The organism is Halomonas sp. Y3 (assembly GCF_024137965.1).
GTDB lineage: Bacteria > Pseudomonadota > Gammaproteobacteria > Pseudomonadales > Halomonadaceae > Halomonas > Halomonas mongoliensis.
In genome coordinates, this window is sequence record NZ_CP099975.1 from 1045046 (window position 1) to 1066238 (window position 21193).

Consider the following 21193-nt stretch of genomic DNA (forward strand, 5'->3'; position numbering starts at 1 on the left):
TCTTGGCGAATGATGCAAAAATATCCTTGATATGTGCGCACCGGTCGCCTACGCTTCGTTGCATCATGACGGATGACGCAACAAGGCGGAGCGCGATGACGACCGCAACACCCCATGAGGTGCCCCTGGAGGCCCTCGCCGAGATCAAGCCAGGCTACCCCTTTCGCGGGGCGCTCAAGCACGACCCCAAGGGCAGTGCGCGGGTGGTGCAGGTGCGCCACCTGGACCCGGAGCACGGCTTTGGGTCCAGCTGCCGGGAGGATGCGTTTGACCGGGTCACCCTGGAGGGCAAGCGCAAGCCGGACTACCTGCAGCCCGGTGATCTGCTCTTTATCTCTCGCGGCTCGCGCTTCTTCGCGGCCGTGGTGCCGGACGAGATTCCTGCCGAGACGGTCTGCACGCCACACTTCTTCCTGATTCGACTGAACGAGGAAGCCAGGAGCAAGGTCTCGTCCGAATTTCTGGCGTGGCAGATCAATCATCACGACGCCCAGGCCTACCTTGCCCGCTGGGGCCAGGGCTCGGCCCAGCACAGCGTTACCAAACAGCAGCTCAAGGCGCTGCCCGTGACCCTTCCCGATCTCGCACGGCAGGCGCTGGTGGTGGCCTATCACCGCGCCGCCCGGGAAGAGGCGACGCAGCTGCAGGCGCTCATCGAAAACCGGGCTCTGCAGATGCAGGCCCTGGGCAGCGCCGTCCTCGCTCAGGCGCGGGCGCCGCAGTCAGCTTCAAACACCATACCGCATGCTTCGGCCGTCGCCGGCCACCACTGATCAGGGAGGATAGCCATGAGCACTGAACTCAACAGCACTGACGCCATCAAGCAGGACCGTATCAACAAGGCGGTCTGGAACGCCTGCGATACCTTTCGCGGCACCGTCGACCCAAGCATCTACAAGGACTACGTCCTGACCATGCTGTTCGTGAAGTACCTGTCCGACGTCTGGCAGGATCACTACGACCAGTACAAGGCCGAGCACGGTGACTTCCCGGGGCTGATCAATGAGCTGATGCAGAACGAGCGTTTTGTGCTGCCGCCGGACGCCAACTTCTACGCCCTGCACGAGGCGCGTCATGAGCCCGGCAACGGCGAGCGCATCGACAAGGCCCTGCATGCCATCGAAGAAGCCAATACCGGCAAGCTGGCCGACGTGTTCCAGGACATCAGCTTCAACTCCACCAAGCTGGGTGATGAGAAGCAGAAGAACGAGATCCTGAAGTCGCTGCTGGAGGACTTTGCAAAGGACGACCTCAATCTGCGCCCGAGCCGGGTGGGCAAGCTCGACATCATCGGCAACGCCTACGAGTTCCTGATCAAGCAGTTTGCCGCTTCGTCCGGCAAGAAGGCCGGCGAGTTCTATACTCCGCCGGAGGTCTCCGAGCTGATCGCTGAGCTGGTAGCACCAAGGGAGAACGACGAGATCTGCGACCCGGCCTGCGGGTCCGCCTCACTGCTGCTGAAGTGTGCCAACCAGATCCGCAGCGCCTATGACGGCTCCAAGCGCTTTGCCCTGTATGGCCAGGAGGCCATCGGCAGTACCTGGGCGCTGGCCAAGATGAATATGTTTCTGCACGGCATCGACAACCACAAGATCGAATGGGGCGATACCCTGCGTAACCCCAAGCTGCTGGACGGTGAGGGCAAGCTGAAGCACTTCGACGTGGTGGTGGCCAATCCGCCGTTCTCGCTGGAGAAGTGGGGCCACGAGGGTGCCGGCAGCGACCCCTACGGGCGCTTCCGCCGCGGCGTGCCGCCCAAGACCAAGGGCGACTACGCCTTCATCCTGCACATGATCGAGACGCTCAAGCCACGCACCGGACGGATGGGGGTGGTGGTCCCCCACGGCGTACTGTTCCGTGGCTCTAGCGAAGGCAAGATTCGCAAACAGCTGATCGATGAGGGCCTGCTCGACGCGGTGATCGGCCTGCCGGAGAAGCTCTTCTACGGCACCGGCATCCCGGCGGCCATCATGGTGTTCCGCAAGGACAGGACCGACGACAAGGTGCTGTTTATCGACGCCAGCCGCGAATTCGTCGCCGGCAAGAACCAGAACCAGCTCAGCGACGAGAACGTGGCCAAGGTCGTGCGTACCTATCAGCAGCGCGAGGAGGTCGACAAGTACAGCCACCTTGCCACGCTGGAGGAGATTCAGGAGAACGACTACAACCTCAACATTCCCCGCTACGTCGACACCTTCGAGGAAGAGGAGGAGATCGATCTGATGGCGGTGCGCGCTGAGCGCCACAAGCTGCAGCAGCGGCTCGAGGAGCTGGACCGCGAGATGGAGGGGTATCTCAAGGAGCTGGGCTATGTGGAATAAACCTTGTCAGGTCATCACCCAGGCCCAAAGCGTGCACTCTTGGAACGGTTGCGTCATTCGAGGGGCGGCGTCTGCTGAATTCGCGACGCACTGCGTCTCGAATTCGGTACGCACTGCGTTCCGAATCTGGTTGGCAGGGCTGGAGGTGCGCTGTGTCTGAGCGTTTCGCCCATCTGGACTGGCTGAAGGCGCAGCTGGACCGGCACCGGCCGCTACCGCGCCAGGTGGTGGAGAACCTCCACGACTCCCTGGTGCTGCAGTGGACTTATCACAGCAACGCCATCGAGGGAAACACGTTGACCCTCAAGGAAACCAAGGTCGTCCTGGAAGGCATCACCGTGGGCGGCAAGACCCTGCGCGAGCACTTCGAGGCGATCAACCACCGGGAAGCGATCCTGATGGTGGAGGACCTGGTCAGCCAGAACGAGCCGCTTTCAGAGTGGCTGATCAAGTCGCTGCACCAGCTGGTGTTGAAGAACATCGACGACGAGCATGCCGGGGTCTACCGACAGATCAATGTGGTGATCTCGGGGGCCGACCATCGGCCGTCGGAAGCCCATATCGTGCCCCAGGCCATGAGCGACTTTATCGCCTGGTACCGTGAAGTGGCCGACCAGCTGCACCCGGTCGAGCGCGCCGCCCGCGTGCAAGGCGAGTTTATGAAGATCCACCCCTTCGTGGACGGCAACGGCCGCACTTCGCGGCTGCTGATGAATCTGGAGCTGATGAAGGCCGGCTTCCCGGCGGCGCTGATCCAGATTGAACAGCGCTTGGCTTACTACGAAGCCCTGGATACGGCCCACTGCAGCGACGACTACGGCCCGTTTATCGAGCTGCTAAGCGATAGCGTGGAGCTTAGCTTCGAGCCCTACTGGTGGGCGTTGGGAATCGAGAAAGAAATGGAGCAGGCGCTGCAGCCGAAGTCCCTGCAGGCACAGAACAAGGAGGTTGGAGATGATTCCTGAGGGGTGGAGCCGCAAGAACCTCAAGGACGTTATTGAGGGCGGAGTTAAAAATGGTTATTCACCACTTCCAGCGCATAATGAGACTGGATTGTGGGTGCTGGGGCTGGGGGCTCTTCAGGAAGGTGAGATTAAGCTGAGCGAAGTAAAGCCCGCGCCAGATGATAATAAAGTCAAGGCGAGTTTTCTTGAGTCTGGAGATTTTTTGGTAAGTCGATCTAACACGCCAGAGAAGGTTGGGCGTGTTGCAGTATTCAGAGGTGAGTCAGAAAGGTACTCGTATCCTGATCTCATGATGCGCTTCAGGATAAATGAAAGGGAGGCTAGCCCCAGGTTTATGGAGCAGCTTCTGAAAAGCCCCAGCGTGAGAGGATATTTCCGTTCATCTTCGGCTGGTAGTAGTGGGTCGATGGTGAAGATCAATAAATCAGTAGTGGAGAAGACGCCGCTTCTCTTGCCACCAATGTATGAACAAGAAAAAATTGCACGAGTTCTCTCCGCATGGGACGCGGCGATCACTATTTCTGAGCGCCTGGTCGAAACTGGCCAGCAGCAGAAGCTTGCCCTGATGCAAAATCTGCTTACCGGCAAGCGGCGGCTGCCAGGCTTTGTGGAAGAGTGGCAGTTGGTGAAAATGGGAGATATTGCCAAGCGTGTTTCAGAAAAAAATAATGGTCAAAGTAATAATGTGGTGACCATTTCCGGTAAGCGCGGGCTTATCAGGCAAACGGATTTTTTCAACAAGTCAGTTGCCTCTGAAACTTTAGATGGGTATACCATACTGAGGAAGGGGCAGTTTGCTTATAACAAGAGTTATTCAGATGGCTATCCCATGGGAGCCATCAAGCGCCTGAATCTTTATGATGATGCCGTCGTGACCAGCCTGTATATCTGCTTTGAGGTGCAAGCTGCTGACGCTTGTGAAGAGTTTATGGAACACTATTTTGAGTCGGGGGTGCTGAACCGGGGATTGAAAAAGGTGGCTGCTGAAGGCGGACGTGCTCATGGTTTGCTGAATGTTAAGCCTTCTGATTTTTTCGACCTCAGGCTGTCGCTTCCTCCCAAAGAGGAACAAAAGGCCATTGCCAAAGTGCTCTCTCACGCAGATGCAAAAATCAAAGCCCAGCAGCGCCGCCTCGACTGCCTTCGCCAGGAGAAAAAAGCCCTGATGCAGCAGTTGCTCACCGGCAAGCGCCGGGTCAAGGTGGAGGCGACCGCTCCCACCGAGGAGGCCGCATGCTGACGCGCATCCTGATCGACCACTTCAAGAGCTACCGCCGGCAGTCGCTGCCGCTGGCACCGCTGACGCTGCTGATCGGGGCGAACGCCTCGGGCAAGAGCAACGCCATCGAGGCGTTCCGATTCCTCTGCTGGCTGGGGCAGGGGCAGAAGCTTTCGGTGCTCAAGCATCGGGTGGACGACTCCGAGGAGATCCTGCGCGGTCAGGTGCGCGACCTGGGCTATCTCGGTGCCGATACCTTTGGGCTGGGCTGTCGTCGGGACGATAGCGACTGGCACCAGTTCGACATCGCGATCGCTCGGCGCGACGGCGAGCTGCATATCACCCAGGAAACCATCAGCTCCCCCAGCGAGGCTTTTCCTCTCTACCAGGTGGAGCAGGTATCCCAGGGGCTCAGCACCGATATTCGCGTGGCCTACAACAACTTCGCCCGGGGCGGGCGCAAGCCACAGCTGACCTGCACCGACCAGATCGCCGTGATGTGCCAGCTCGCCAGCTCGGCGATGTTTCAGGAGGGGCATGACAAGGCGCGCCATGTGATCCCGGCCACTACCCAGGCGTTTCAGGACCAGCTGGTGGCCACGCTGTTTCTCGACCCGGTGCCCGCGCTGATGCGTGACGATAGCCACCCGGATCGCACGTTGCGCGGTGACGGTGCCAATCTCTCGGGGGTTCTCTATCAGCTCTGGCAGACCGAGGAGAACAGGCCGCGGATTCTCGATTTCATCAAGAGTCTGCCCGAGCAGAACGTGACCGATGTGCGCTTTTTCGAAGACCGCAAGGGGCGCGTGGCGCTCTCCCTGGCCGAGAGCTTCGGCCATCAGGAGCGGGAGTGGTCGGTAGAGTTGCTCTCCGATGGCACCCTGCGGGTGCTGGCCATCGCCGCCGCGATGCTCTCCGCCCCGGAGGGGGCCGCCGTGGTCATCGAGGAGGTCGATAACGGCATCCACCCCTCGCGGGCCTTTCAACTGATGGAGACCATGCGGCGGCTGGCGGAGCAGCGCCACCTGCGCCTGCTGCTCTCCACCCACAATCCGGCGCTGATGGATGCACTGCCTGACGCTTCGCTTGGCGACGTGGTGTTCTGCTACCGCGACCCGGAAGAGGGCGACAGCCGTTTGGTGCGGCTGGCCGACCTGGACGACTACCCCGGCCTGGTGGCCCAGGGGCCGCTGGGTGAGCTCGTGACCCGCGGCGTGGTCGATCGCTTCGTGAAATCTCCGGTATCGCCCGAGCAGAAGAAGGCCAAGGCACTGGACTGGCTGACGCAAGCATAAGGATATGAATCGTGACACCTCAGCACCTTCCCAACACCACCGAGCTCTACGCCTCGCATATTCCCGCGCTGGCCACGCTGATCAATGCCGGCTGGAGCTACCTGCCGCCCGCCCAGGTTGGCGAGCTCCGGCGCTCCAACCGAGAGGTGGTGCTCAAGCCGCTGCTGGAGGCGTACCTTCGGCAACACCGCTTCGAGTACCGCGGCGAGCGCTACCCGCTCTCCGCGGATGGCATTCAGCAGGTGGTCAACGGGGTGCTGTCGCTGGGTCTGGGCGAGGGGCTGATGGTGGCCAACCAGCGCCTTCACGAGCGCCTGACCCTGGGGGTGACCATCACCGAGTTCATGCCCAACGGCCAGAAGCATGCGGTCACGGTGCCGCTGGTGAACTGGCAGGACGTCGAGGCCAACGACTTCCAGATAACCGAGGAGTTCGAGGTGCTCTCGGCACACGGCACCCATACGCGCCGCCCCGACCTGGTGGGCTTTCTCAACGGCATTCCGGTGGTGGTGATCGAGGCCAAGCAGGCGGCCTCCGGCAACCCCAACAAGTCGATGATCGACGAGGGGGTCAGCCAGACCCTGCGCAACCAGAAGGTCGACGAGATTCCCCTGCTGTTCGCCTACAGCCAGCTGGTGATGGCGATCAGCCTGACCGATGGGCGCTACGCCACCACTGGCACCCCGGCCAAGTTCTGGATGCGCTGGGTAGAGGAGCAGATCCCGGAGGTGACGTTCGAACGCCTCAAGAATCAGCCGCTATCGGAAACCACTCGTCAGGCGCTGTTCGACGACAAGCCCCCCGGCGTGTGCACGCACTTCGAGGCGCTATGGAGCAAGCCGGTGCTCCCCACCGAGCAGGACCGAATGCTGATCAGCCTGCTGCGCCCCGACAGGCTGCTGAAGGTCATTCGCTTCTATCTGCTGTTCAGCAAGGGCAAGAAGATCGTCGCTCGCTATCCGCAGTTCTTCGCCATCGAGGCGCTGATCGAGCAGATCACCCAGTTCTCTCCGGACGGCAGCCGCCAAGGCGGGGTGGTGTGGCACACCACCGGATCGGGGAAGTCGTTCACCATGGTGTTTCTCAGCCAGGCGCTGATCCTGCATCAGGCGCTCAAGGCGTGCCGGGTGCTGGTGGTCACCGACCGGGTCGACCTGGAGAAACAGCTCTCCAATACCTTCGCCGAGGGCGGCGCTCTGGGCCTGCAGAGCGTAGGGGGCGGGCAGATCGCCAACCGAGCGCGGGCCAGCAGCGGGCGCGAGCTGGCCCGGGAGATCGGCCAGGGCAATCAGCGCGTGCTGTTCACCCTGATCGACAAGTTCCGCTCGGCGGTGAAGCACCCGGAGTGCTACAACCCCAGCGAGAACTTCCTGGTGCTGGTGGATGAAGGGCACCGCAGCCACGGCGGCGAGAACCATGTGCGCATGCGCAACGCCCTGCCGCGGGCCTCGTTCATCGCCTTCACCGGCACGCCGCTGATCAAGCGCGACAAGACCACCACGGCGGAGCGCTTCGGCCCCATCGTGCACGCCTACACCATGCGCAAGGCGGTGGATGACGGCACCGTCACGCCGCTGCTCTACGAGGAGCGCCGCCCCGAGCTGGATATCAACGAGGCTTCCATCGATGCCTGGTTTGACAAGATCACCCTGGGGCTCTCCGACGAGCAGAAGGCGGACCTCAAGAAAAAGTACGCCAAGCGGGGTGCCATCTACGGCGCGAAGCGACGTATCCAGCTGATTGCCTGGGACATCTCGCTGCATTTCGAGCGGCATATCAAGCAGTACCGAAACGGCCTCAAGGCCCAGCTGGCCTGCGACAGCAAGCACTCGGCGATTCGCTACAAGCAGGAGTTGGATGAGATCGGCAAGGTGACCTCCCGGGTCGTTATCTCCTCGCCGGATACTCGTGAGGGGCACGAGAGTATCGATGAGGCCACGCTGCCCGAGGTGCAGCAGTGGTGGAAGGCCAACGTCCCCGGCGATGCCGAGGCCTATGAGCGCAAGGCCATCGAGGACTTCGGTGCCGATGGCGAGCCCGACCTGCTGATCGTGGTCGACAAGCTGCTGACCGGCTTCGACGAGCCCCGCAATGCGGTGCTCTACATCGACAAGCCGCTCAAGGGGCACAACCTGATCCAGGCCATCGCCCGGGTGAACCGGCTGCACGAGGAGAAGCCCTTCGGGCTGCTGGTCGACTACCGTGGCATTCTCAAGGAGCTGGATACCGCCATTCAGGACTACCAGGACCTGGAAGAGCAGACCCAGGGCGGCTACGACATCGAGGATATCGAGGGCCTCTACCATAACGTCGACACCGAATATAAGCGCCTGCCCGGTCTGCACGAGCGGCTGTGGCGCTTTTTCGCCGAGGTCGAGAACACCGCCGATCAGGAGGCGTTCCGGCGCGTGCTGATGCCCCACTACGAGCAGGACGAGGACGGGCATGACGTCGACGTGCGCCAGGCGCTACGCGAGGACTTCTACGCGGCGCTGACCGAGTTCGGCATGTGCCTGAAGCTCGCCCTGTCGTCGCAGAGCTTCTTCCAGGACAAGTCGTTTTCCGAGGCCACCGTCAGCGCCTACAAGCGCGACCTGCGCTGGTTCGTCAAGCTGCGCCAGATCGCTCGCCAGGACGCCCAGGAGACGGTCGACTACTCCACCTACGAGAAGCAGATCCGCAAGCTGGTGGACAGCGACGTGACTGGCCTTGAAGTGCGCAGCGGCCCTGGCCTCTATGCCGTCGAGCAGCTGGGCCAGCAGCCGGAGGAGGAGTGGAGCGACGAGAAGGCCCGCAACGAGGCCGACCGGATCCGCACCCGCACCAAGAAGACTATCGAGCAGGAGCTTGGGGATGACCCCTACGCCCAGAAGGTATTCTCCGAGCTGCTGCGCCAGGCGATCCAGGAAGCCGATGCGCTCTTCGATTTCCCGGGCAAGCAGTATGCCCTGCTCAAGGAGGTCGAGGAGCAGGTGCGCGAGCGCAATCTGCCGAGCATTCCCACCGCTCTCAAGGACAACGCCCATGCGCGGGCCTACTACGGCGTGTTCCGACTGCAGCTGGGCGATACCGCTTTCGAGACCATGCCGGAGGAGGAGCATCAGGCGCTGGTAGACGAAGCGCTGGCTATCGATGCCCTGGTTGACCAGCAGGTGGCAGAAAACACCCTGAACCCTCAGGGCATCGAGGCCGGTATTCGCAAGTCCTTGCTGCCGACCCTGTTCAAGCGCTTCGGCCTGGAGCAGGCCAAGGCGATCATCGATGACGTGATCCATATCGTGCGGGTAGGGCGGCAGCGCGGATGAGCGAGATCCACCATGCAAACGGCCATGAGCAGGCGCCGGCGCAGCACGCCGTGCGCTATGGAGCGCGGTCGCTACCTTTTTACTGGACCCAGCTGGATACCGCGGCAACGCCTAGGCCCCGCAAGGCGGTGATTCACGTGCACCCCAACGGCGAGGTCGAGGTGCAGACGCCCAGCGGTACCTCGCTTGCCGAGGCCAAGAGAGCCCTGCTCAAGCGTGCCCGCTGGGTGGTAGAGCACCTGGATGCCATTCATGAGCGTCAGCGTCACGTGCTGCCGCGCGACTATGTCAGCGGCGAGACGCTCTTCTATCTGGGCCGTCGCTATGTACTCAAGTGCGTGCCCAGCGAGGAGGAGCGCCACGTCAAGCTGCTGCGCGGCCAGGTCCGCGTGACGGGCACAGACCTGGCCCGGGAGAGGGTCAGGAGTGAGCTGCGTGCCTGGTACCGGCAGCGTGCCAATGACGTCTTCCAGCGGCGTCTGAATCACGTCGCAGAGCGGCTACGCTGGCTGCAGGAGCGACCCGAGTGGCGGCTGCTGGAGATGAAGACCCAGTGGGGCAGCTGCTCCCCTACTGGCAGCATCCTGCTCAATCCGCACTTGGTGAAGGCACCCACCGAGTGCATCGACTACGTCATCCTCCATGAGCTCTGTCACCTGGAAGAGCACAACCACAGCCAGCGCTTCTACGACCTTCTCGGCTACGCCATGCCGCGCTGGGAGGCCGTGAAGCACCGGCTGGATGGGATGTCGGAGCTGCTGTTGAATGAGTGAGGGGCAAAGACTGCCCCTTGCCGGCTCTCTAACCTGGAAACGAGGCCTTGCCATGATGCAGCCGTCACCAGATAATGTTTTGGTCAAGTCAGAGCGGACACATTTTCAAGCTGCAGCCGCCAATTCGATTTCCCTTGGCGTTTGGTAGCCCAGGGTCGAGTGGAGTCGGCAGCTGTTATATGGTCATGTTCATCTTCATCTATACAAGCCCTGTGCCAGGTCGCAGAAGGCCTTGGCGGCCGAGCTGAGAGGCTTGTGACGTGGCCATGACAATCCCAGCTCCATGGGGGGTATGGGGGTGCTCAACTCGATATGCTCAATGCGATTTCCATCCAGTGACCATGGACGGTAGACCATATCGGAAAGAATGGTGATGCCGGTGCCATTGGCCACCATGCTGCGTACCGCCTCCACCGAGGACGTACGAAACAGGATGTTGGGAGCCATCCCATTGGATTTCCAGTATTTCATAGCGGACTGATGCGCCTCATCCACGGTCAGCATGATATAGGGGTAGTGGGCGATATCCTTAAGGGTGATGCGCTCCCGTTTAAGCAGTTCATGATGACTATTCACCCAAAGCTGCCGCTTTGACTGAGTCAGTGTCAGCTTCTCCAGCCATTGGTGATGCTCGATATTGGACGTCAAAATGATGGCTAGTTCGAACTCACCTGCTTTGAGGCCCTGTTCGATTTGCGGGCGCGAAACCTCGTGTAATTCCACCCTGACCCAAGGGTAGCGCCGCTGAAACTGCGCCAGCAGGGGCGGCATGAAATATCCCGCGACCGTATAGGTCATTGCCAGTCTCAGTGTTCCCTTGAGCGTCGGATGGGTGTCTTTCAGGCCATCGAAGGCATCATCGAGCGCCTGGAGGGCATAGTTGACACGTTGCAGGAAGCGGTTGCCTTCCCGGGTCAGGGTCATGCCCCGGCTGGTGCGGCGAAACAGTGCCACCCCCAGTTGTTCCTCCACTTCCTTGACGCCGGTGGTGATCGAGGACTGCGAGACATTAAGGTCAACCGCGGCCTGAGTGACGCGCCCGCTTTTGGCAACCGCCATCACGTAACGCAGCTTACGCAGGGATAAATCCCGCCTCATGGTCGCGCACCCCCCCCTGCCTTCGGATTTTTTGATATCACTCTTCAAGAATTAATATTACCAATGTCTCGGCTTAGCTGTCATCAATAAATGTGATGGCCAAGGAGAGACATGATGACAACAACGATTGATCTGAATGCTGATATGGGGGAGAGCTTCGGTGCCTGGTCAATAGGTGATGGGGTGGATGCCGATATCATGGCACTGATCAGCTCTGCCAACATCGCCGCGGGCTTTCATGCCGGTGACCCTGGCACCATGCGTACGACCTTGCAGCTTGCTGCCCGTCACGGGGTCGGAGTCGGGGTGCATCCAGGTTTTCGTGATCTGGTGGGCTTTGGTCGGCGGGCCATTGCCGCCCCGCCTGAAGAACTCGTCAACGACGCACTCTATCAGCTGGGGGCCCTGCGTGAGCTTGCTCACCTGGAAGACTTGACCGTGCAGCATTTCAAGTTGCATGGGGCCTTATTCATGCATGCTGCCAAGGATTCAGATTTTGCCGGATTGCTGTGCGACGGCCTGGCCAGGGTCGCGCCGGAACTGTCGATCTACTGCCTGGCGGGGTCTGCGCTGGATGAGGCGGCCATGAGCCAAGGGCTGCCCAGAGTGCATGAGTTCTATGCAGACCGTGATTATAACGATGAAGGCAGTATAGTCTTTGTGCGTAAGGTGCAACTCCTGGACCCGGAAAAGGTGGCGAAGAAAGTGCTGCGTGCCTGCCAGCAGGGCATGGTCGAAACCGTGACGGGAAAGACGGTGGAGGTGGCTTTCCAGTCGGTCTGTATTCATAGCGATACGCCTGGTGCCCTGGCACTAGTCAAGGCTGTACGCCATACCCTGGATGGTGCGGGCATCAAGATCGCCCCACCCAAACAATAACAGCAGCCGGTAAGGCATGAATAGATGTTCCCAAGGCTGCTTAATAGTTAATCAGCAGGAGAAACATAATGACAACACAACAGATTCAAGCGCCCTTTCCTGGTGTTTTCTATCGTCAAGCCTCTCCGGATGACCCTGTCTATGTAAAAGAAGGGCAGCAGGTCAATCCTGGTGATGTCATTGGCCTGATCGAGGTCATGAAGCAGTTTGTGGAGCTCAAGGCAGAAGCGGCGGGCACCCTGAAAAGCTTCACCGCTGAGAATGAAAGCGTCCTGGAAGCAGGCGATGTGATTGCCACGCTGGAGGTCAGCGAATGATACGCCGATTGCTGATCGTCAATCGAGGTGAGATAGCGCTGCGGGTCGTGCGGGCTGCTCGTGAGCTGGGGATTGTCAGTATCGTCGCCCATAGCGAGGCGGATACCGATACCCTGGCTGTTCGCCAGGCGGATGAAGCCATCTGCATCGGCCCCGCCCAGGCGGCCAAAAGTTATCTCAATATTCCCGCTGTCCTGGATGCGGCTAGTAACTGCCAGGCGGATGCAGTGCATCCCGGCTATGGGTTTCTTTCGGAAAGCGCTGACTTTGCACGCTCCGTCAAGGAGGCCGGCCTGACCTTCGTAGGACCAGATGCGGACATCATCGCTCGCATGGGAGACAAGGCCAGTGCCCGGCAGACCGCCATGGCCGCCGGCGTGCCGGTAGTGCCCGGTTCACCCAGGGCGGTGGAAAGCCTTGAACAAGCCCAGGCTGTGGCTGAAGACGTGGGCTACCCGTTATTGATCAAGGCCGCCGCCGGTGGCGGTGGGCGCGGTATTCGGGTGGCGGAGGACAGCGAGATGCTGGCCCAGCAGTTACCGCAGGCCCAGGCGGAAGCTCAGGCGGCCTTTGGCGATGGGAGCGTCTACCTGGAGCGCTTCATTGCCCGTGCACGTCATATCGAGGTGCAGGTGCTGGGGGATGGCCAACGCGCTGTGCATTTCTTCGAGCGCGAATGCTCCCTGCAGCGTCGCCGCCAGAAAATCTTCGAGGAAGCCCCGTCACCGGTGCTGGATACTCCAACCCGCCAGCGCCTGTGTGAATCTGCCGTGGCACTGGCGGAGCATGTCGGCTACCTAGGGGCAGGCACTCTGGAGTACCTGTTTGATGAACAGACGGGTGAATTCTTCTTCATAGAAATGAATACCCGTATTCAGGTGGAACATCCGGTGACCGAGATGGTGACTGGCGTTGATCTGGTCAGGGCCATGATCACCCTAGCGGGTGGAGAGCCGCTTAGGATCACCCAGGATGCCATCACCCTGAACGGCTGGGCGGTTGAAATGCGCATTAACGCAGAAGACCCGGATCGGGATTTCTTCCCCTCGCTGGGAACAGTAAAAGGTCTGACCTGGCCGACAGGCCCAGGCGTCCGGGTCGACAGCGGGCTGTATGACGGCTACAAGATGCCGCCTTTCTATGACTCCCTGGTGGCCAAACTGATCGTCTGGGATGCCAGTCGTGAGCAGGCATTGGTGCGAGCCGGTCGAGCGCTGGACGAATTCCGGTTGGAAGGCTTCACCACTACAGCCAGCCTGCATCGACGCCTAATCGAAGATGTGGACGTCAAGGCAGGCGCGTTTGACACCGGTTTCCTGGAGCGCTGGCTGGCTTCACCTGCCTCAGGAGTTGACCTCGGGAATGCCAAGCCGCAACCTGATATTGCAAAGGGGGCCATCAATGAGTAATCAGGTGACAGCCACTACCCGCTACAGCCAGGCGGGTGATGAATTCTTGTTTGTTGAACTCAGCGAGGAAATGACTCTGGAGGCATTTTTCCGGTCCATTTCCATCACCCAGCGCCTGCGTGATATTGACCTGCCTGGGGTAGTAGAAATCTGCCCGGCTAATGCGTCCTATCAGGTGCGTTACAACCCGGATGTCATTTCCGCCCAGACACTTCAGGACACACTCGAAAAACTGGAACAGGAAGTGGCAAGCCAGCAGGTGCGAACCCTCGAAACCCGCATCATTGAAGTTCCGGTGCTCTACAACGATCCCTGGACACATGAAACACAGATGCGCTTTCGTGATAATCACCAAGACCCGACCGGCACGGATCTAGAGTATGCCGCACGGATCAACGGCTATGACAGCGTGGATGTCTTTATCAAGGCCCATAGTGAAACCCCCTGGTTTGTGTCAATGGTCGGCTTTGTAGCGGGCTTGCCCTTCATGTATCAGATGGTGCCACGGGATCGCCAGATCCAGGTGCCGAAATACCTGCGACCGCGTACCGATACCCCCAAGCAGACGGTGGGCATCGGTGGCTGTTTCAGTGTGATCTACTCCGTGCGCGGTGCAGGCGGCTATCAGATGTTCGGGGTGACCCCGATGCCCATCTATGACCCGTCCGGTGAACAGCCGCATATCGATGCATCCATGATCTATTTCCGCCCGGGCGATATCGTCAAGTACCGCGCTGTTGAGCGTGAAGAGTATGACAACCTGCTGGCCGTCGCTGAAAAAGGGCAGTTCACGCCCAACGTCACACACTTCACCTTTGATCTGGATGCGTTCAACCAAGATCCGGATGGCTATGCACGTCGCGTAAAGGAGGCACTGTATGAGCATTGAAGTCATCAAGCCGGGCCTAGCGTCATCAATCCAGGATAAAGGACGTCAGGGATACTACCACCTTGGAATTCCACCGTCCGGAGGGATGGATCAGCGGTCATTGGTCGCAGCCAACCTGTTGCTGGGCAACCCTGAAGGCTCGGCGGTCATTGAATGTGCCTTGATGGGCCCTGAATTGCGCTTTACCGACACCCATAAGGTGGCGGCCTGTGGTGCGGAAATGCTGCCGCGTGTTGATGGTGAGCCGCAACCGCTGAATGAAGTGTTCGAGGTGCCGGCCGGTGCAGCGCTGAGTTTTGATTTTGTCAAAGCGGGGGCGCGGCTCTACCTGGCCATTGAGGGAGGCATTGATGTGCCCGAAAGGCTCGGCAGCCGCAGTACTTATGCCTTGGGCTCGCTGGGGGGCTTGCAAGGGCGCACCCTGCAACCGGGCGACACTCTGGGTGTGTTGCCTGCCCACGGGCTAGCCACGACAGGACGACGCCTGCCTGAAAATCTGGTTCCTGCGTTTTACAAACGCTATGAGCTGCGTGTTATACCTGGACTTTATGCGCACCGTCTGGAGCCGGACAGTGCCGAGCGCTTTTATCATGAGGACTGGACCGTCGCTTCTGAAGCCGACCGTATCGGTTACCGCATGAAAGGTGGAACCAAGCTGGACTTTATAAAGCGTGAGCCACCCTTCGGGGCCGGTGATGATCCGTCCAATATCGTGGATGCCTGTTACCCGATCGGATCTATTCAGGTTCCCAGTGGCAGCGAGCCCATTATTCTGCACAGGGATGCGGTTTCCGGGGGTGGCTACGCCATGATCGGGACTGTGATCAGTGCCGACATGGACACCGTAGGCCAAATCCAGCCCCACCAGAAGGTGCGCTTTGTTCAGGTGACCCTTGAACAAGCGATGGACGCACGTGCCCGGTATCAGCACGTGTTGGAGCAGCTGCGTAACATGCCGTAATTCGGGGGAACTCCTTCCGGCTTTGCATGCAGTGCACGTCAGGCTAAATGACAGTGCGCTGCAGGCCAAACATCCCGCAGTGGTTAGCGCTATGGTTGAAGCGTGCTAACGCCTTCTCGCAAGATAATTACAACAAACTTGATGGCAGTCGGACGATTAAAGCCTGATAAATGGGTTTTAAGAGGGGTTGACGGCTGCTGTTTTAAAATAAGTCGAATAAGAAGAGAGAAGAGAAATGAGTACTAATCAAAATGAAGCGCAGGATCTGGACTTTTCAGAACGCCCTGTTCCTCCAGAAGGACGAATGCCTAAGGTAAATCTTATGATGGCCTGGTGGGCTGTCTGTAGTGCTATCTTCTATATGGTGGTGGCAGCAGCCATGGCTCGTGCATATGGAACAACCAATGCACTGATCGGTATTGTTCTAACCATGATTGCCTATGGCATCATAAATGGTGTTATCAGTCGCTACTCTATGAAAACCGGTTTAACCGTTGCGCTTTTTTCCAAAGTGCTTTTCGGGCACTTCGGGGCCGTAGTGGCAACGCTGATCTTCTTTGCAACAGCACTTTATTACGCCGTGTTTGAAGGTTATGTCATGGCGCTGGTGCTCTCAGAGTGGAGTGGCGTAATTCCGATGGGGATCTCAACGGCCATTGTGGCGGCCTTGGGGGTGGCATTGATTTTCGGCAGTGTTCAGCACTGGCTGGACAAGTTCAATGGCGTCCTCCTTCCGGTATATGTCGTTGGTATGCTGATCGCCGTGGGCATGGCGGTAGCGGAGTTCGGTTACCCTAGCGGTTGGCTGACCCGTGTACCTGAAGGTGGAGCATCTCCTTGGGGCTGGTTACAGACCTTTGCCTACTACATGGGAGTATGGGTGCTGATGATGTTCACCTTTGACTACGCCCGGTTTGGTCGTCAGGAAGATAGCAAGTTCCATGCCAGAGTAACTTTCGGTATTCCCTTTTATGCTATGACCTTCCTGTTCAGCGGCATTGTCGGAATCCTACTGGATTCCATGATCCCGACCGACGGTCTGTCGGAAGCCTCAGTGGTACTGGGTCTGCTTGAATTGATGGGTTTTGGTGGCCTGCTACTGGTATGGGTGACCCAGAGCCGTATTAACACCGCCAATTTCTATCTGGCGACTGTCAATTTTGAGTCCTTCATTCGCAAGGTCACCGGTATCCAGATATCCAAGATAGTGGCCGGGTGTATGATTGGCGTCATTGCCTATGTGCTGATGATGGCGGATGTCTTCTCCTATATTCTTCAGGCACTGGCGTATCAGGGGGTCTTTGTGGTTGCCTGGGTCGGCGTCGCCCTGGCGCATATTCTCTCGCGTACATACCAAGACCGCTTCAATGGCCATGTCGAACTGGATAATGCTTACATTCCTGCCTTTAACCCCTGTGGCCTCGTGGCCTGGTGCGGTGCCACCCTGGCCGGAATCATCATCATGAACGTGCCTGCTATTGCCGGATTCTCGGCGCCGGCCACCTTCATGTTCGCCTTTACCGTTTACGAACTGGGGCTGAGGGTTGCGCGGGAAGAGTGGTACGTCGCAAGCCTTAAATAAGAGAGAGGTAAGTTTGAAGCAAGAAGCGGCTTAAATTAACAAGCAAAAGATTTAAATAATTATCATCTAACTAGATAACAATGAGGTGACATATGCCTGATTTGAGAGTGGCGGTAGACGCGGGTGGAACCTTTACCGATGTGTGTGTTTATAATTCATCAACCCAGGAGTTTCGTGTCACCAAAGTTCCGTCCACGCCAAATAACCCCATGCAGGCCGTGATGAATGGGGTCAAGCGGGGAGAGATCGAGTTATCGGATGTCGACCTTTTCTTCCATGGTACAACTGTTGCCACCAATGCCTTGATTACTCGGCGTTTTCCCAAGGCATCTCTGGTAACCACCAAGGGGTTTCGTGATGTGATAGAAATCCGCGATGGCACCAAGGATAACCTCTGGGACGCCTACGCGGATGTTAGCGGACCTTACATTCGCCGCCGGGACCGTTTCGAGGTTAGTGAACGGGTTGACTACGCTGGCAATGTAGTCACCCCGCTGGATGAAGGCGAGGCCCGTGCCCTGGCGCGCAAGCTTAAGCGTCGCGGCACCACGACCATTGCCGTCTGCTTCATGAACTCCTACGCCAATGCACATAACGAGCAGCGCATGCGGGAGATTCTCGAAGAAGAAATGCCGGAAGCCAACGTTTCGACCTCTTCTGATATCCTGCCTGAGATATTTGAGCACGACCGCTTCAATACCGCCGTGGCGAATACGGTGCTGGGCCCACTGGTGTCGGATTACGTCAAGCAGCTCGATGATGAGTTGAGTGCGGGTGGCTACGACAACGACCTGCTATTGCTTCACTCTGGTGGCGGCTCCATGACCCCGGCCATGGCGAAACACTTCCCGGTTCGTCTGGCAGCATCCGGTATCGCCGCTGGGGCGATCGCCGCCAAGCATATCGCCGAGCAGTGCGGTTATCAGAATGCTGTCGGGCTTGATATGGGGGGTACTTCTACCGATATCTCGCTGATCCATGATGGTGAGTTGCGCGTTACCAAGCAGTGGGGAGTGGAGTATGGTCACCCCATCGTATTCCCGAGTATCGAGGTGCTAACCGTTGGTGCCGGAGGGGGTTCCTTGGCGCATATTGATATCGCTGGTGCCTTGCGCAATGGGCCGCAGTCCGCGGGTGCTGATCCAGGCCCAGCCTGCTACGAGCGCGGCGGCTCGGAGCCTACCAATACGGATGCCAACCTGGCGCTGAACCGTCTGGGTACCGTCCTTGCCGGCGGGGCACTTGAGCTGAACCGGGAAAAGGCGATCCAGGTTATAGAAGAGCGTGTTGGCAAGCCGCTGTCGTTAGGTACTGCAGAGGCGGCACATGCGGTCATCAAGGTGGCGAATGCTAACATGGCCGATGCGGTGCGGCTGGTGTCGATCCGCCGTGGCCTGGACCCACGTGATTTCGCCCTGATCGCATTTGGCGGTGCCGGCGCCCTACACGGTGCAGAGGTGGCCAAGGAGCTGGGTATTCCGGCGGTGATTGTGCCCCCCAACCCCGGGGTGACTTCGGCGATGGGGTGTCTGTTGGTGGATATCCAGCACGACCTCTCGATGATGTACACCGCGGCGGCGGATAGTGCCGATCTGGAAGATCTCGATCGCCAGTTCCGGTCACTGGAAGACGAAGCGGTGGACCGGCTGCGCCATGAGGGCGTCGCTGACGCCGATGTGGTCCTGCAGCGTGGCATCTCCATGCGTTATCAGGGGCAGTGGCGCTCTCTACAGGTGGCGATGGGCAGCGGCGACGCGTCACTCGAGGATGCCATCGAGATGTTCCACAAGGAGCATGAGCGGCAGTTCTCCTTTCGTCAGAATTCGCTTCCGGTCGAGATCTACCAGCTTCATCTTCGTGCCGTTGGCAAGACGCCCAAGCCGGAATTTCCGCGCAGCGAGCGTCAGCCTGGTGCTCAGGCAGCACCGTATGCCTACCGCGAGGTGTACTTCGAGGGGCAATGGCACCAGACACCGGTCTACGACCGGGCAACTCTGCCGATAGGGTTTGAATTCACTGGGCCCGCTATCATCGATCAGCTGGACTCCACCACTGTGGTACCACCTGATACGGTGGCGTCGATCGATGAGTGGAAGAATATTCGCATTCAACTGATTCAGTCGGGAGAGGAGGCATGATCATGGCACATACCAACAAGGACAATGCTCTCGATCCGGTCACATTTGAAGTCCTCAAGAATGCATTCGCCACGAGCGTTGACTTGATGAGCGAGCAGATCCTGCGAACCTGCTACTCGTTCGTCATCTATTCACGAGACTTCTCCTCCGCGCTATGCGATGCTGAGGGCAACACGGTCATGCAGGGCAGTGGCGATATTGCGGTACACGTCGGCACCCTGCACTTCCAGTGTAAGGCGGTTCTCGAGGAGTTTTCGGGTGACATTCATCCCGGTGATGTCTTTGCCATCAACGATCCCTATCGTGGCGGTACACACCTTAACGACGTCAGCTTTATTCGACCGATATTTTCCGAAGGAGAGATTATCGGCTTTGCCCAGAACAAGGGACACTGGGCGGATATCGGCGGCAGCGTTCCGGGTTCCTTCGACGTCAATGCCAGCACCCACTTCAGTGAGGGGCTGCGTATCACGCCGGTGCGTGTCTGGCGCGCAGGCGTTTTCCTCCATGATGTTGCCCAGCTGCTGGTCTCCAATACCCGTGCGCCGGCTCAGGCCCTGGGGGATCTGCAGGCCCAGGCAGAGGCTACGGCGGTTTGTGAGCGTGAGGTTCTTCGCCTAGTCGATAAGTACTCCAAGGCCACTGTCGTGGCCGCTATGCAGGAGACCCAGGACTATGTTGAGAGGGTCGTGCTCAAGAGTCTGGCCGGAATGCCGAAGGGTGAGTGGGAGACGGTTGATTATATCGATGGGGACCCTGCCTTGGGCGAAGGGATGGTTCCCATTCGCATCAAGCTGACGCTGGATGGCAATGGAATTCACTATGATTTGTCAGGTTCGGCACCTGCTGTCTCCACCTTTCTCAACTCCTGCTATGGGACCACCCATTCCGCCATCTACGCGGGCACCAAAACCTTCTTCCCCGACGTTCCGCTAAACTCTGGCTTCTATCGCGCGGTGACGGCCAATATCGGTGAGGAGGGTAGCGTGGTGAACGCAGGCTGGCCCCATGCGGTTACCGGTTTCTGCTCCGGCCCCTACGAGAAGGTCATGAACGGGATCTTCGAGCTGTGGAGCGGGGTCATGCCGGAGCGTGCCATGGCCTGTGCTTTCAACCTCGAGTACCTGCTGATCGGGGGCAATGATAGGCGCACCGGCAGCGGCGACTACTTCATGTGGTATGACTGGATGGCTGGCGGCTGGGGTGGGCGTCAGACCAAGGACGGCTCGTCCGCCACCTCGCCAGTATTCGGCACCGGGCTGGCGGTTCAGCCGGTGGAAGGGCAGGAGCGGCTGAACCCCGTGCTGACGATGTGCCACGAAATCAGCATAGATTCAGCCGGGCCAGGCCGCTTTCGTGGCGGTTGCGGTGTCGAGAAGGGGGGCAAGCTGACCCAGGTCGACAAGACGGTGATGAGCTACTGCTGTGACCGCGGCCGTTCGGTGACCTGGGGAATAAATGGTGGACTGCCCTCCGTGCCGCACGGAGTGTGGCTCAACAAGGGAACGCCGGATGAGAAATACCTGGGTGCCACCTTCTCGAATGTGACGGTACGCTCCGGAGATACCTTCACGCGCCCCTCGGCGGGTGGCGGTGGCTTCGGTGACCCGTTGGAGCGCGATGAGGAAGCGGTGCTGGAGGATGTGATCGATGGCTATGTGTCTGTCGAGCGCGCCGAGCGTGACTATGGCGTGGTGATCCAGGTAAATGATCCTGATATCGATGACTATGAGATCAACGCCGAGCGCACCGCCAAGGCTCGTGAGTGGATCCGGACAAATCGGCGGGAGTGGCTGCAGACACCCCCTGAAGACGTCGCCAAGCAGTATCGAGATGGTGAGCTGAATGTCCTGGATGTGATTCGTCGCTACGGTGTGGTGCTGGACTGGGGCTCCGGCGAGCTGTTGGAGAAGTCCACTCGACAGTATCGTGACTCTCTGGACAAGCGATCATCCAGTTTCTGGACCTGATATTGCGATTGCTAACGAGAACGGCGAGACTTCGTAGGACCCTGGCCCGATCAGGTCGGGCCGGGCCTCAGG

The 21193-nt window shown here is 59.2% G+C and carries 16 protein-coding genes; 15 read left to right on the forward strand and 1 reads right to left on the reverse strand.

Features of this window, described 5'->3' with window-relative positions; all coding sequences use genetic code 11:
• Positions 1-95 precede the first annotated feature (95 nt).
• The 7 genes from NHL60_RS04985 (at position 96) to NHL60_RS05015 (ending at position 9878) form a co-directional block, all read left to right on the forward strand.
• Positions 96-773 (forward strand): restriction endonuclease subunit S, encoded by a 678-nt coding sequence (locus tag NHL60_RS04985; RefSeq protein WP_253449719.1) that lies wholly within the window; start codon positions 96-98, stop codon positions 771-773.
• Between the two features lie 15 nt (positions 774-788).
• Entirely contained in the window at positions 789-2321 is a 1533-nt protein-coding gene (locus NHL60_RS04990; protein ID WP_253449720.1) for a type I restriction-modification system subunit M, read from the forward strand.
• 152 nt (positions 2322-2473) lie between these two features.
• The gene (locus NHL60_RS04995) at positions 2474-3286 is read left to right on the forward strand and encodes a Fic family protein (RefSeq protein ID WP_253449722.1); all 813 of its coding nucleotides are present in this window, start codon (positions 2474-2476) and stop codon (positions 3284-3286) included.
• Positions 3276-4526 (forward strand): restriction endonuclease subunit S, encoded by a 1251-nt coding sequence (locus tag NHL60_RS05000; RefSeq protein WP_253449725.1) that lies wholly within the window; start codon positions 3276-3278, stop codon positions 4524-4526. Before NHL60_RS04995 ends, NHL60_RS05000 begins: the two co-directional genes overlap by 11 nt.
• Positions 4520-5800, forward strand: a complete 1281-nt coding sequence (locus NHL60_RS05005) for an AAA family ATPase (protein WP_253449728.1) — start codon at positions 4520-4522, stop codon at positions 5798-5800. The genes NHL60_RS05000 and NHL60_RS05005 overlap by 7 nt, the downstream gene beginning before the upstream one ends.
• Positions 5801-5811: 11 nt before the next feature.
• Positions 5812-9105, forward strand: a complete 3294-nt coding sequence (locus NHL60_RS05010) for a type I restriction endonuclease subunit R (RefSeq protein WP_253449731.1) — start codon at positions 5812-5814, stop codon at positions 9103-9105.
• Positions 9102-9878, forward strand: coding sequence for a M48 family metallopeptidase (locus tag NHL60_RS05015; RefSeq protein WP_253449735.1), 777 nt, complete (start codon positions 9102-9104; stop codon positions 9876-9878). Before NHL60_RS05010 ends, NHL60_RS05015 begins: the two co-directional genes overlap by 4 nt.
• A gap of 195 nt (positions 9879-10073) precedes the next feature.
• On the opposite strand, the gene NHL60_RS05020 is transcribed toward NHL60_RS05015, so the two are convergent.
• Positions 10074-10976, reverse strand: coding sequence for a LysR family transcriptional regulator (locus tag NHL60_RS05020; RefSeq protein ID WP_253449739.1), 903 nt, complete (start codon positions 10974-10976; stop codon positions 10074-10076).
• Positions 10977-11090: 114 nt separating this feature from the next.
• Here NHL60_RS05020 and pxpA point away from each other — a divergent pair, with 114 nt between their 5' ends.
• From pxpA to NHL60_RS05060, 8 genes are all read left to right on the forward strand, one after another.
• Positions 11091-11855, forward strand: a complete 765-nt coding sequence (gene pxpA / locus NHL60_RS05025; RefSeq protein ID WP_253449742.1) for a 5-oxoprolinase subunit PxpA — start codon at positions 11091-11093, stop codon at positions 11853-11855.
• 68 nt (positions 11856-11923) lie between these two features.
• Positions 11924-12172 carry an acetyl-CoA carboxylase gene (locus NHL60_RS05030; RefSeq protein WP_253449745.1) on the forward strand — a complete coding sequence of 83 codons (249 nt, stop codon included), beginning with the start codon at positions 11924-11926 and terminating at the stop codon, positions 12170-12172.
• Positions 12173-12180: 8 nt separating this feature from the next.
• Positions 12181-13581, forward strand: coding sequence for an acetyl-CoA carboxylase biotin carboxylase subunit (locus tag NHL60_RS05035; protein WP_253449748.1), 1401 nt, complete (start codon positions 12181-12183; stop codon positions 13579-13581).
• The gene (locus NHL60_RS05040; protein WP_253449751.1) at positions 13574-14470 is read left to right on the forward strand and encodes an allophanate hydrolase subunit 1; all 897 of its coding nucleotides are present in this window, start codon (positions 13574-13576) and stop codon (positions 14468-14470) included. Before NHL60_RS05035 ends, NHL60_RS05040 begins: the two co-directional genes overlap by 8 nt.
• A complete protein-coding gene (locus NHL60_RS05045) occupies positions 14460-15431 on the forward strand; it encodes a biotin-dependent carboxyltransferase family protein (RefSeq protein ID WP_253449754.1) in 972 nt (323 codons plus the stop codon). Before NHL60_RS05040 ends, NHL60_RS05045 begins: the two co-directional genes overlap by 11 nt.
• A gap of 235 nt (positions 15432-15666) precedes the next feature.
• Positions 15667-17013, forward strand: coding sequence for a cytosine permease (locus tag NHL60_RS05050; RefSeq protein ID WP_253449757.1), 1347 nt, complete (start codon positions 15667-15669; stop codon positions 17011-17013).
• 92 nt (positions 17014-17105) lie between these two features.
• Positions 17106-19151 carry a hydantoinase/oxoprolinase family protein gene (locus NHL60_RS05055; protein ID WP_253449760.1) on the forward strand — a complete coding sequence of 682 codons (2046 nt, stop codon included), beginning with the start codon at positions 17106-17108 and terminating at the stop codon, positions 19149-19151.
• Positions 19152-19153: 2 nt separating this feature from the next.
• On the forward strand, positions 19154-21121 hold the full coding sequence (locus NHL60_RS05060) for a hydantoinase B/oxoprolinase family protein (protein WP_253449763.1): 1968 nt from the start codon (positions 19154-19156) through the stop codon (positions 21119-21121).
• Positions 21122-21193 lie beyond the last annotated feature (72 nt).